The organism is Peribacillus simplex (assembly GCF_900156045.1).
Taxonomy (GTDB): domain Bacteria; phylum Bacillota; class Bacilli; order Bacillales; family DSM-1321; genus Peribacillus; species Peribacillus simplex_D.
Genome location: NZ_FTMX01000001.1, coordinates 1,038,381 through 1,051,925, shown reverse-complemented (window position 1 = coordinate 1,051,925; position 13,545 = coordinate 1,038,381). Strand labels below are relative to the sequence as shown.

13 protein-coding genes are annotated in these 13,545 nt (G+C 40.1%); all 13 read right to left on the bottom strand.

What is annotated here, in order from left to right:
• Nucleotides 1-59 precede the first annotated feature (59 nt).
• The gene (locus BW986_RS05045) at nucleotides 60-833 is read right to left on the bottom strand and encodes a CheR family methyltransferase (RefSeq protein WP_076365653.1); all 774 of its coding nucleotides are present in this window, start codon (nucleotides 831-833) and stop codon (nucleotides 60-62) included.
• A 185-nt stretch (nucleotides 834-1,018) separates the two neighbouring features.
• Nucleotides 1,019-1,465: a nucleoside-diphosphate kinase gene (ndk, locus tag BW986_RS05040; RefSeq protein WP_076365651.1), complete on the bottom strand. Its 447-nt coding sequence runs from the start codon at nucleotides 1,463-1,465 to the stop codon at nucleotides 1,019-1,021.
• A gap of 96 nt (nucleotides 1,466-1,561) precedes the next feature.
• Complete coding sequence (gene hepT, locus BW986_RS05035; protein ID WP_076365649.1) at nucleotides 1,562-2,524, bottom strand: heptaprenyl diphosphate synthase component II; 963 nt, start codon at nucleotides 2,522-2,524, stop codon at nucleotides 1,562-1,564.
• Nucleotides 2,525-2,558: 34 nt separating this feature from the next.
• Nucleotides 2,559-3,269 (bottom strand): demethylmenaquinone methyltransferase, encoded by a 711-nt coding sequence (locus BW986_RS05030; RefSeq protein ID WP_076365647.1) that lies wholly within the window; start codon nucleotides 3,267-3,269, stop codon nucleotides 2,559-2,561.
• A gap of 3 nt (nucleotides 3,270-3,272) precedes the next feature.
• Nucleotides 3,273-4,103, bottom strand: a complete 831-nt coding sequence (locus tag BW986_RS05025; RefSeq protein WP_076365645.1) for a heptaprenyl diphosphate synthase component 1 — start codon at nucleotides 4,101-4,103, stop codon at nucleotides 3,273-3,275.
• 248 nt (nucleotides 4,104-4,351) lie between these two features.
• A complete protein-coding gene (gene mtrB, locus BW986_RS05020) occupies nucleotides 4,352-4,600 on the bottom strand; it encodes a trp RNA-binding attenuation protein MtrB (protein WP_076365643.1) in 249 nt (82 codons plus the stop codon).
• A 20-nt stretch (nucleotides 4,601-4,620) separates the two neighbouring features.
• Nucleotides 4,621-5,187, bottom strand: coding sequence for a GTP cyclohydrolase I FolE (folE, locus tag BW986_RS05015; protein ID WP_076365641.1), 567 nt, complete (start codon nucleotides 5,185-5,187; stop codon nucleotides 4,621-4,623).
• A 304-nt stretch (nucleotides 5,188-5,491) separates the two neighbouring features.
• Nucleotides 5,492-5,764 carry an HU family DNA-binding protein gene (locus BW986_RS05010; protein WP_034308023.1) on the bottom strand — a complete coding sequence of 91 codons (273 nt, stop codon included), beginning with the start codon at nucleotides 5,762-5,764 and terminating at the stop codon, nucleotides 5,492-5,494.
• 505 nt (nucleotides 5,765-6,269) lie between these two features.
• Nucleotides 6,270-7,748 (bottom strand): stage IV sporulation protein A, encoded by a 1,479-nt coding sequence (spoIVA, locus tag BW986_RS05005; protein WP_076365639.1) that lies wholly within the window; start codon nucleotides 7,746-7,748, stop codon nucleotides 6,270-6,272.
• Between the two features lie 232 nt (nucleotides 7,749-7,980).
• Nucleotides 7,981-8,703: a hypothetical protein gene (locus BW986_RS05000; RefSeq protein ID WP_076365637.1), complete on the bottom strand. Its 723-nt coding sequence runs from the start codon at nucleotides 8,701-8,703 to the stop codon at nucleotides 7,981-7,983.
• Between the two features lie 16 nt (nucleotides 8,704-8,719).
• A complete protein-coding gene (locus tag BW986_RS04995; protein ID WP_048681698.1) occupies nucleotides 8,720-8,917 on the bottom strand; it encodes a DUF2768 domain-containing protein in 198 nt (65 codons plus the stop codon).
• Nucleotides 8,918-9,137: 220 nt separating this feature from the next.
• A complete protein-coding gene (locus BW986_RS04990) occupies nucleotides 9,138-10,511 on the bottom strand; it encodes a putrescine aminotransferase (protein WP_076365635.1) in 1,374 nt (457 codons plus the stop codon).
• 308 nt (nucleotides 10,512-10,819) lie between these two features.
• The gene (locus tag BW986_RS04985) at nucleotides 10,820-12,925 is read right to left on the bottom strand and encodes a sigma 54-interacting transcriptional regulator (RefSeq protein WP_076365633.1); all 2,106 of its coding nucleotides are present in this window, start codon (nucleotides 12,923-12,925) and stop codon (nucleotides 10,820-10,822) included.
• Nucleotides 12,926-13,545: the final 620 nt, after the last annotated feature.

Here is a 13,545-nt window from a genome sequence, read left to right as displayed (position 1 = left end):
ACAAACGAAATGGGACTGAATTCTCATGTACAGAATCAGTCCCTTTTTATCCAAAGTATTTACTTTTTCTTATAAAAAAATGTGTCAACCGTTTCAAATTGATATTTTCCTGGGGTGAATATTTGCTCTGTACTTCCTACAAAAAAGACCCCGCCGCTTTTAAGTGATGCACTGAATTTTTCATATAATAAATTTTTGGCTTCTTCAGTGAAATAAATTAAAACATTGCGGCAAACGATTAAATCGAATCCCTGTTCGAACCGGTCAGCAAGAAGGTTTTGCTTTTTAAATGTCACCCTTCTCTTGATTTCATCATCGACACGATAAAACTCTTCCTTTTTTTTAAAGTATTTCCTTTTGATTTCTGCAGGTACTTCATTTAAGGAACGTTCAGGATACATCCCCAATTTCGCTCGCGCCAATACATTTTCATCCAGATCCGTCGCCAATATCTCTATCTGGCTAAGTGGAACCAGATTGGATAATATCATTGCAATCGTATATGGTTCCTCGCCAGTTGAACAGGCTGCACTCCAAATTTTCAACTTTTTTTTGCTTGCTAATAATTCAGGAAGGATTTTCCGCTCCAACACTTCCCATCTTTTCGCATTTCTATAAAATTCGGAAACGTTGATTGTCATTCTATCCAAAAACTCATTTAAAACTCCGGGATTGGCTTGAATGTCTTTATAGTATTCACGAAATGAATGATATCCTCTTTTTTCATATAGAGTTGTTAGTCGCCTTTTCATTTGCCCTTCCTTATATAATGCCAAATCAATGCCTGTCAACATTTTGATATTACGAATAAACTCTTCATATTCTTGAGGCATTCCTACGACTCCCCTGCAATAATTATTTTAAGTGGTCCTTCCCTTTATATATCGGAGAGTGCCATATTTTCTTTAAACTAAAATAATCCCTTACCTTGCCGAAAAACTAAAAAAGCAATACAAAAAAAGCGGGTTCCATCGCATTATGACGATGGAACCCGCTTTTTATAGAGTGATCGTATTAATTAATAAACCCACTCGCTTACAAGTTTAGAATACTCAACAATTTCTTCTTCTTTGAAGAATAAACCGATTTCACGTACAGCGCTTTCAGCTGAATCAGATCCGTGAATGATGTTTTTGCCGACAGTTACGGCAAAATCGCCACGAATTGTTGCTGCTGCTGCATCTTTAGGGTTAGTAGCACCCATCATTTGACGTGCAGTAGCGATTACGTTTTCACCTTCCCAAACCATTGCGAAGACAGGACCTGAAGTAATGAAGTCCACTAATTCGCCAAAGAATGGACGTTCTTTGTGCTCGCCATAATGTTGCTCGGCCAATTCTTGAGAAATTACCATCAATTTTGCTCCTGCAAGAAGGAAGCCTTTCTTTTCAAAACGGGAAACGATTTCACCGATTAGATTGCGTTGAACGCCGTCAGGCTTAACCATTAAAAATGTTCTTTCCATGAATGTCACTCCTAATATGTATCATTGTTATTTGCCTATATAAGGCAATACTTTTAGAATATTACCATTGTTTGATGAGTTTCGCAACTCCCATTATCAAAACTTTCTTTTTCCGATATTTTTCGCGATATCCGATAAAGTTTTTCTAGCTTTAATGGCAGGAAGGCCTTTCAATTCAGTAAAAGCCTTTTCTAAATACATATCACTGATTCTTGCTGCCTGTTCAATGGCACCGGAAGTTTTTATCGCATTGATTATATGGGACATTTCGTCTTTTGGCGTATCTTCCCGAACCGTTTCGATAAGCTTTTTTAACTTCGGATCTTCCATAGCAATCAAAACGGGCAAAGTGATATTACCTTGAATCAAATCACTGCCGGCTGGTTTCCCTAGCTCTTCTTCCGAAGCCGTAAAATCCAATATATCATCGGTGATTTGATAGGACATACCGACATAATATCCGAATTTAAATAGCTTTTGATGAACCTTTTCTTCAACACCTGCTGAAATGGCTCCCAACTGGCAGCTGGATGCAATGAGTAATGCCGTTTTCCGTTTGATCCTTCTAAAGTATATCCGCCAATTCTGTTCGAAATTGTACTTATCTTTTATTTGTTCAATTTCCCCAAGACATAGTTCAACCATAGTATCTGCGAGAATTTGATGCGCAAGCGGAGACTCGATAACCGCCATCATTTCCAGTGCACGAGCAAAAATGAAGTCGCCTGTATACATGGCGACACGATTATCCCATTTTGACTTAATGGTAGCAGATCCCCTGCGTAAATCCGCATCATCCACAACATCATCATGTACAAGGGAGGCCGTATGGATGAGTTCCAAAGTCGCTGCGACATGCTTTACGACATGAATATCATAGTTGCCAAACTTCGCACCCAATAGGACGAATACCGGACGGATCCGTTTTCCACCGGATTGCAGTAAATGCAGGGAAGCTTCCCTTAAAACCGTGGAATCCGCTTCAATTGCAGCTTCCAGTTCTTTTTCTATTAATTGCAAATCTGCATTCAAAAATGAATACATCATTTTAAATTTCATACATTCCACCCAGCTTTGTCCATTGCTATTCTGCTTATTTTGAAGGCTTATACCCGAAATGTGTTGCTGCTACCCCACCGAAATGGGCCTTATAACTGACATTTTCCATTCCTGCCTGCTTAAACATGTTTTCAAGCTTTTTCATGCCTGGGAAATCCCGGGCTGATTCCTGCAGCCATGAGTATTCACTATAGCTTTTTGCGAATAATTTGCCGAACATGGGCATAATGAAACGGAAATAAAAATAATAGCCCTGTTTAAAGCCTAGCATCGTTGGCTGTGATGTATCCAGGCAAACGACCATTCCACCCGGCTTGGCTACACGGTTTAACTCTTTAAGCACTTTCATGTAATCAGGTACATTCCGCAACCCGAAACCGATCGTGACATAGTCAAAGCTATTATCCTCAAAAGGAAGTTCCATTGCATTCCCATGCAATAAGGACACTTGATCTAGATTGAGTTCATTCACCTTTTGTTCGCCGATTTTCAGCATGTTCTTACTAAAATCCAGACCAACAACCTTTCCTTCCGGTCCTACTTCATTAGCAAGGGCAATGGTCCAGTCCGCTGTTCCACAGCATACATCCAGTGCATGGGCGCCTTTTGGGACATTCATGATGGCCATTGTAGCCTTCCGCCATTTAAGATGCTGTTTAAAGCTGATGAGGGAATTCATCTTGTCATAATTTCCGTAGATCTTTTCAAAGACATGATGAACTTTTTGCTCTTTAGACTGCTCCATGATTCACCCTTCTTTCACATATGAATTTGCTATACTTTCTGTTTGTTCCAAGATGGCCTTCACTCTTTCCAGTAGCTCATCATCCAACTTTGCAAGCTTCCGCATCGAGCGTTCTACGGATTGCCTGGCATCCCACAGGCACTTGTCGAATTGGGTTCGTACCTGTTCTTCTTTTTCCGAAATGGGAACTTCCCCACCAATCGAATCATCAAAAGACATTTCCCTCAGGACATCAAAAACTATCGATTGTCCCGACTTCATATAACTGCACTTCTCGGCATGCAACCGTTTTAGAAGCAGCAGATCTTCCGATATTTCCATCCAGGCAGGCTCACTATAGTAATCCCCCAGTTTATGAATCAGCGAAGCCTCGATCGCTTTAATCGTCATTAAAAGCGTTGGTACATCATCAATGGACCCTTGTTGGTAAAGGATGATTTTATTATCATTTATTTTTTTTATCGCGCTTGAAAGTATACGGATCATATCAACATTACCTACACTGGCAAGCCCTTGATAATATAAGCCGCTATAGTAATCACCGGCAAGCACTTGCAATTGACGATTTTTCAATACTTCGGGCGACTCGATTCCTTCACCCGAATTCGAGACGATTTCATGGGTATCCAGAGCAATTTGCACTAACATGGTTGAAATGATATATTGATTCCGTTTTTCGCTTGTAACGTCCAAATCGTTAAACAATCCCCAAAGCAATAACAGTTTATCTTCGTCCAAGCTTGGCTTTTGTATATACTTCAATAAATATGGATGTTGAGCTTTCGTTTCTATTAATCGTTTTAATTGCCTTATGTCGTCCGTTATGTTTAACAATTGAGATCACCCTTGCATCCCCGAAAGATAATTTTTTTCATACATATTGGTTTCTGTCTGTGTAAAATACACATTATTATACCATAAAAACAATCAGATGAAATGGTCAACGTTTATAAAATGAAACTTCCAAAAATAAGGAAACCATCGTCTTTTGCTCTTCAAAAAAATGGATGCGGGAAATTTACAGCTTGTTAAACCCGATATCAGATGATTGATTTACCAATTAACCAAGCATTGAGAAGCTATCATTTGTCAGGAGAATTCTTTTTGGAATCACTTTCTATCTCTCCGAATGGAGTATAGACCTTTGCATGGCCCCTGATTTTAATTGCCGAGGTATGCTCCGTGAATTGTGCGATCATCACCTCTCCTGAGTCAAGTTTTTCGGAGTGATGAAACTTGGTGTCCGTTCCCCTTGTCAACCCGATTACATTCACACTATCCTCAATGGCTTTGATTACGACAAAATCATTCAGAATCTTTTTTTCATTCATTTTTTCCTGCCCCCATGTCCTTAGTCTTTAATGAATGCCAGCACTTCAGCTCTAGTACGGTGATCTTTCGCAAACGTTCCCCTTACAGCTGAAGTCACCGTTTTAGATCCTGGTTTTTTTACACCGCGCATGGTCATGCACATATGTTCAGCCTCTACCACAACCATTACACCATGAGGCTCAAGCTTTTCCATTATCGAGTCAGCAACTGTAGAAGTGATGCGCTCTTGAAGTTGCGGACGCTTCGATACAGCCTCAACCGCCCGTGCCAATTTACTTAAGCCAGTCACTTTTCCGTTTTTCGGAATATATGCTACATGGGCTTTCCCGTAAAAAGGGACTAGATGATGTTCACATACTGAGTAAAACGGAATATCCTTTACAAGTACGAGTTCTTCATGGTCCTCTCCAAAAACAGTATCGAAATATTCCTTTGGATCTTGATTAAGTCCGGAAAAAATTTCCTCATACATTCTGGCTACACGGCTAGGAGTATCCAGCAGTCCTTCCCTCGTTGGGTCTTCCCCTACAGCCTCAAGAAGCATTTTAACCGCTTCTTCTAATTTGGCATGATCAACATTAGCCATTTTTGTACCTCCTAAAAAATCAATAATATTATGTATTCAGATAAAAAATCCAAGGCTTTGCACCCGGATATCCATAATTGCAATTTTAAAGCGACCCATTCCCCCATACATTGACGTCCTTTAAAGGCAATTTCGTCGGAAGTGGTATTAGGTTGGTCATTTCCTTGTGACGCATTTACCATCTGCAGCGTTTCGAAAATATTCACTGTCTTTTATATTATCACAGATAGAAATTAAGAAGCAAAAAAAGGACCGCGTTTTCACGCGGCCCATTTCGGTTAAGCACCCGTATGTAATGGTAGGATTACTTCACTGCATCTTTCAGCGCTTTACCGGGTTTGAAAGCTGGCACTTTGCTAGCTGCAATTTCGATTTCGTCACCAGTTTGTGGGTTACGCCCTTTACGAGCCGCACGTTCACGAACTTCAAAGTTACCAAAACCAATCAATTGGACTTTATCACCGTTTTTTAGAGCTTCTAAGATTGTATCAAAAACAGCATCAACAGCTTTTGTAGCGTCTTTCTTAGAAATTTCAGTTGCTGTAACAACTTCATTAATTAATTCTGTTTTGTTCATGCCATTCACCTCCTCCCAAAAGGGATCTTTATAAAAAATCATTATTACAACACTATAATAGTGATTTGATATTAGTTTCGGTCAAAAAATTTTCATTCCCTGACAATCACGGATTACCAAGCCCGATTAATTTCCAAATAATTCATCCAAAAATTTATAAATAGGTTGAAATCGCTGTTATAACGCGTTTTCTGTATGTAGATTATCACAAATCCTATTAGCTTAGCAAGGGAATTCAAAAAATAATGGGAATCTTTTCATTAATAATTGTATATATTATAAATTTTGTCTTTCGCTATTCATCATTTCCCTTTTTTATAGAAATTAAACTAATAATATTGCTGAAAATCGCTTAACCACAGGGTTTTTTCAAGATTATACTAAAAAACGGCGGATCATTTCAAATATTAGTGTTCATAAATGATATTTTTCCTGAAATCCCGCCGTTCTTCCCATGCAAAAAGACCAATCCATAAATGGAGTTGGTCCAGCTTTTAAACGTTTGCTATAAGATGATGGCAATTAATCCCCCACTGCCCTCATTAATGATCCTCTCCAGTGTTTCTTTCAATTTATAGCGCGCATTGTCTGGCATCATCGCTAATTTCACTTGAATGCCTTCCCTTACGTAGGAACTTAGGCTTCTGCCAAAAATATCGGAGTTCCAAATGGAAAGTGGATTGTCTTCGAAATCCTGCATCAGATACCGGACTAACTCCTCACTTTGCTTTTCCGTACCGATGATTGGCGAGAATTCGGATTCGACATCGACCTTGATCATATGGATGGAAGGAGCTACGGCCTTTAGCCTGACACCGAACCTGGCTCCCTGACGGATGATTTCCGGTTCATCAAGACTCATATCGTTAAGGGATGGGGCTGCAACACCATATCCAGTTTGTTTGACCATTCTTAATGCATCGGCCACCTGATCATATTCTGCTTTAGCATACGCAAAGTCCTGCATCAATGATAACAGATGATCCTTGCCCCGGATCTCTACACCGACAATTTCCTTCAGGATTTCATCATAGAGTTCATCAGGGGCGTATAGGTCTATTTCTGCAACCCCCTGCCCCATCTCAATGCCTGCAAGCGCGGCACGGTCAATGAACTCGAATTCATTGAAATGACCGACTACACGATCTACATCCCTCAGGCGTTTAATGTCCTTGACGGTCTCTTTAACCGCGTCCTGGTAACTTTCCCTCAACCAATGATCCTCGCGCAGAACCATTACCCAGCTCGGGAGATTAACATTGACCTCAAGAACAGGAAATTCGTACAGGGCCTCGCGCAGTACGCTATAAACATCCGATTCCCGCATTCCTTCGACACTCATGGCCAATACAGGGATATCATACTTTTCCTGCAGGGATTCCCTCAGTGCTACCGTATTCGGGTGGTGGGGCTGAACGGAATTGACAATCATGATAAATGGCTTGCCAACCTCCTTCAATTCTTCGACAACCCTTTCCTCGGCCTCTAAATAATCACTTCGCGGAATTTCTCCAATCGATCCATCCGTCGTAACAACTACACCTAATGTAGAATGATCCTGAATTACTTTGCGAGTACCGATCTCAGCCGCTTCATTGAACGGAATCGGTTCTTCATACCAAGGCGTGTGAATCATGCGGGGACCATTTTCATCTTCATACCCTTTAGCCCCGGGTATTGTATAACCGACACAATCGACTAAACGGATGTTCACGTCGAGACCTTCAGCTACTTGAATCGATGCTGCCTGGTTCGGTACGAATTTAGGTTCCGTCGTCATGATCGTCTTTCCGGCTGCACTTTGAGGCAATTCATCCTGTGCCCTGGCACGGTCCGCCTCTGACGGAATATTCGGAATGACGACTAGCTCCATGAATTTTTTAATAAATGTGGATTTCCCAGTCCTGACGGCACCGACCACCCCCAAGTATATATCGCCACCGGTCCGTTCAGCTATATCTTTAAAAATATCTACCTTTTCCAAGGTATCCCCTCCCGAATTAGAGTTTTGGGATTTCGTTTATCCATTTGCGTTTATTTAGGACAATATATATCTATGATGTTGTCCTAAAAATTTATTCCAATTATTTCCCTGGTTCAATCCCTTCCTCCACCAGAAATTTTATATAAGGGTTGTTATTTTAAAAGTAAGATGAAATAAAGATAAAAGAAATAACCCTTCCCCTACAATATATTTTGCAGAAGAAGGGTTATGCCTATTTTGTAAGAAATATTGGAGTGTTTGTTTTTCCATCAATGGTATATGGCAATGAATAGGCAGGGACGAACTCCGAACTCTGAACCAACAGTTCCCGGATATCTTCACCTGGCTTTAATTCCCCCTCATGCTTCTTTAATGCCTCAAGTAAATCCGGGGTATAATCAACAAAAATACTGCCTTGACCATCGACTACAAGATATAAGTCTTTTTGTGAAAATGGGCTCGTGACCGTCGGAGCTTCCTTCAGGCCCATTTTCTCATAATCAAGAGTGAAGACATTATCGGATAACCTTTCCTTAAATGGCGGGTATCCGTTGCTTTGCTGATAAGCAGTCAATCTCAAGGAAACATCCTGAATCTTCTGCGCCATCCTGACATCCAACAGCTTTACAGTCGGATTCTTTTCAACATTTACGAGGATGTATTGAAAGACGCCTCCCGATTCAAAGGCATTGTCCGGCGGTTCAGCCATATACCTCGGTGAAATCTTAGAAAATTTTATGACATATTTTTGATAAATCGGTGTTTCAGCATCTTTTGTAACGATGGGCAGTATCCCGCCTTCATCTTTCTGAAATTGATCCACTGCACTTTGGACTGATTGTATTTGCTCTTTATAAGGCAGTTGGTTTTGCATTTTTTGCTTCTCCGGATATAAGCAGCCAGATAATGATACAATGATGCATAATAAACATAATATTTTGAAAAAATTTCTCATCATTTCTCCTCACCTATCAAGTGGTTGGCCCGCTAAGAACAACGATAAGGATGATCAAGCCGGCTAGAATCATAAGTATGTATGCGATAATTGCTGTCAAGACTCTCCAAAAACCTTTTAATTTATAGCGGCTTAAGTAGATTAGAAATATAGAGATAACCATAAAGCCCATAGCTATAAAGGATATCCACATTTTTTGCAGAGCAGGTGTCATATCTTCATCACTCCTTTTTCCAGAAATTATTATAACATACCAAATTACGTTAAAGGAATTAAATCCTTGTCCAATCTGTGTAATTCCCGCTTTCATGACCCATTTTTCGAAAAAATATTTCTAGGAGCAATTATAAAACAATAATAGGTAAGTAATCCCCACACTCACTCCCTCCAATCAAAAAAAACAGCCCAAAGGCTGTTTTTTCTGATTACTTAAATTAAGATTGAAGCGTCGGCAAAACCTCTTTAAACGCTTTAATGACTGTATCGACTTCATCCAACTGAATAGTCAATGACGGCTCAATCCTTATTGTTTTGGAATTTATGAGAGTACCTGCTACCAAGATGCCTTTATCAAAGAGGGCTTTTGAGAATTCATAACCCACTTCATCTTTATGGAACTCAATACCAATCATCAAACCTTGGCCGCGGATTTCCAATACCTTATCTTTGTGCTCATCAGCCGCTTCCCTTAACCCATTTAAGAAGTATTCACCAACTTCTGCAGCACGCTGCGGTAAGTTTTCTTCCAATAGTACGTCGATCGTAGCAATGGCCGCAGCACAAGCTAGTGGATTTCCTCCAAATGTCGTAGTGTGCATGAATGGATTGTCGAACCAGCTTTTAAACACTTTCTCATTGGCTACAACAGCCCCTGCAGGCATAACTCCGCCGCCAAATGCTTTCGCTAAACAAATAATGTCCGGAACAACATCATATAGCTCGGAAGCGAACATTTTACCTGTACGGCCCATTCCAGTTTGCACTTCATCCAATATTAATAACGCATCATATTCGTCACATAATGCCCGAACCTGCTTTAAATAACCTTGCGGAGGAAGGATGACCCCACCTTCACCCTGAATTGGCTCCAATAGTACAGCAGCAACATCTTCACCAACCAATGCACAACTTTCAAACGTTTTTCTCATCATATCCACATCACCAAAAGGTACATGACGCACACCTGGGATCAATGGAATGAACGGTTTTCTGAACATGCCCTTTGCCGTTGCCGATAGTGAACCAAGGCTTTTCCCATGAAATGATTTTGTCGTGGAAATGATCGTGTGTCGGTCACTGTACATTTTGGCCAGCTTAAGTGCAGCCTCCACGCTCTCGGTACCGCTATTCGTAAAGAAAGAGTATTTTAGATCTCCCGGCGTGATTTCAGCAAGGATCTTGGCAAGCATTGCACGTAATGGATCAAGTAAGTCTTGGCTATGAAGGGCTTGTCTTTGCAATTGATCGGTTACAGCCTTTACTACTTTAGGGTTACGGTGGCCAACATTATAAATACCAAATCCACCTAAACAATCAATATATTTTTTTCCATTTACATCAGTAAAACAGGAACCTTGATCAGACCACTCCACAGAAGCGAATTGTGTGTCTTTAGTGACCGTCTTACGGTATTCCAAAAACCCTGGGTTTACATGGTTACGGAAATTCTCGACCGTTTCTTTTGTTACCCACTGCGCATCTTCTTTTGAAATTTCTTTTTGTTCGATTAATTGAAGCACTTTTTTAATATAATCTTGGGTTGCTGATTGGTTAGCTTGAGTGTTTTTACTTTCTACGTTAATTGACATTTTTTTAATCTCCCTTTTTTTTATAACTTTAGTGGATGGTTAATGGTTAATTAAGATTGCTTCTTTATGAAACTTTGATGCTTACCTCCCTTTTTTCTTATACCTATTAATCAAGCAAGAACCATGCCAAGTTAATTAACCAATAAAACCGCATTTTTTTTGATAAATCACTCCGATACTATGCAAATATGCATATCGTTATTTCACTTTGCATAATCATCTCGGAAAATCATTAAAAGCTTCCCTAATGCCGATAATAAATAAAAGCCGCTGACAAGTGAATTTCATCACTCGGCAACGGCTTTTATTCAAAATGCATTGTTTTCGATCTTCTTACTCTGTTCAGCTAACACTTTTTGATACTTCCTGCTCACTGACGATTGACTTATCCCGAGCGCTTTGGCCGCTTTGGTCGTGGTTTTATACTGTTTCATGGCAAGCATGATCAATTGTTCTTCGACATGATCCTGTGCTTCCTGAAGCGGAAGAATTCTCGTAATGATGGGTTTCGCTTGTTTAAAGTCACTGCCCACAGGTATGAACCTTTGAATGAAGTCAGCATCTATCATCTCTTCATCTGCAGAAACAACCAATCTTTCAATCATGTTCTGCAACTCACGAATGTTCCCCGGCCAAGTATAGACTTCCAGTATATTTAATGCATCGGGGGAAAAGTGGTAATTCCGCTGATACCTTTCATTCAGTTTTTGCAGGAAATGAAAGGCTAGCGGTGGTATATCCTCCGGCCTTTCCCTTAAAGGGGGCACATGTATGGGTATGACGTTCAATCGATAGAATAAATCTTCTCTGAACGTGCCCATCTCGACCATTTTTTCCAGACTCTTATTCGTGGCTGCAACAATTTGGACATCAATGGAAATGGGCGTAGTGCTGCCAATCGGAATCACTTCCTGTTCCTGGAGGACCCGCAGCAGTTTGACTTGCAGATGTATTGGCATGTCACCCACTTCATCAAGGAATAAAACCCCCTTATTGGCCTGTTGAAAGTATCCTACCTTCCCATTTTTATCCGCTCCTGTAAAGGAACCCTTCGTATAACCAAACAATTCACTTTCGAGGAGGTTTTCCGGAATCGCCCCGCAATTTATCTTCAGGAAAGGCTGTTTAGATCGCCTGCCCATTTTATGAATGGCTTCGGCTATCACTTCTTTACCTACTCCCGACTCCCCATTGATTAATACAGTAGATGAAAAATGAGCGATTTTCTTGACTTGGCTGATTATCTGCTCCATTTTAGGACTTGCAAAAACCAACTCTTTATAAAATTGATCTTGTTTTTTGAAAGAGTCCAGTTCTTTCCTCATTTCATTTAATTCCGATTTCAATTGTGTCGTTTCCGTTATATCCCTTGATGCAATGACTATTCGATCTATATCCCCTTTTTCATTGAACACAGGAGTGCCCACGGATAGGACTTTCTTATTCATTCTCGTATCCTGGACAATCGATACTTTCTTTTTTTGTTCAAGGACTAACCGGGTGACCGAAGGATTAAAAATCCCTTCATCTTCTAATTGCAAGAGATTCTTCCCTATATAATCTTTTAAGTCCTTCCCCCAGAATCCTGAGATGATGCTGTCACTATAGCGCAGCAGCTCTCCTTTTTGATTGACAACAAGTATTTCATCATAGATATTCGCCAAAATGGCATTCAAGTCTTTATTCGAGCTTTTTATCAATTCTATTTCCATGGCCATTTCCTCAACCATCGGTAAATCCTGAACGATGATGATCAGGCCTTCGACTTCTTTTTCATGGTTCAGAATCGGGCTATAGTCGACAAGCACACTCATGACATCAGTAATCTCCAGCTGATTCAGAATACTGCTCCCGCTGGTAAACACGCTATGTATATGTTGCTTATTGAAGATATTCGCAGCAGGTTCATTAAGGACTTGTTCAGAAGGCTTTTTTATCATCTTCAAGCCTGATTCATTAAAGTTCACGATATTTTTTTCTTTATCAGCCACAAAAATCCCCATAGGAATGGAGGTTAAAATCACATTTAGCAGGTCTAAATTTTGTTTGCTGTCCTGCTTAAATAATTCAGCTAATACATCTTCCCTTTTTACATAACCGGTTAGCCGGCCATCATCCGTTTTTATCAGTACGATAGGTTCACCGATAATTTGAAACAGATGCGGCAAGGAAATGTTAGGGTGCAATTTACAGACATTATCAATCGAAAAAGCATACTGTAAAAGCTGATCGACTGTCGTTATTTTTTCATTTAACGGGAGGTCATCCATGCGGATATACGCAAACACTTGATTTTCCTTCATAAGAAAGAAGAAAGGTTCCTGAATCTCATGAATTTTTTGGTCTGAAAATGTAGGCTGATCAACTGTTATAGTTATGAATGGTCTAATTTTATCATCCGGAATAGATAACACATTTTCACTCTCCTTTTGTAACCTAACCTATATTTTATCACAATTCCGAATTGCAAGATAAAAAATAAGATGTACCATTACTCAATATCCATCATTTACCTTTATTCGTTCCACAACAAAAGGGTCCTTCAACGGACCCTTTTGACCTAAAAACCTGGTATGCACCTTAGACTTATTTTATAAAGGACCGATCACCTTTTCTTAGCCTTTTGCATACCCCTGCTTGTTATGATTCGAGGGTGGCCATCCTCGCCTTAGGCTTTTTATAAAGACAGTACCGTCATTACGGTTCCATACCTGTTTGCAAAGTTTTAAAAACCACTAAAAGAGCTCAATGGTATGCTTTCAAAGCTTCTGCCACCGTCCTTTTCCTTGTTCATTCGCCTTAGGTAATATCACAGATGGATTAAACGATGAATATGACCATGAAAAGGAAGGCGACTAACGTTAGTATAGCAATTGCTTTCGTAGCCATTTTCATCCACATGACATCGGTAAACGTCACAATAATCAGTAAATTCAACCCGTGCATAAGCCGATACAGAAGTAATGCTGTAAAAGCGGTCCAGCAGACTCCGGAACCATACCAGTGACATATTCTTGCTCATAAATGCTGAACA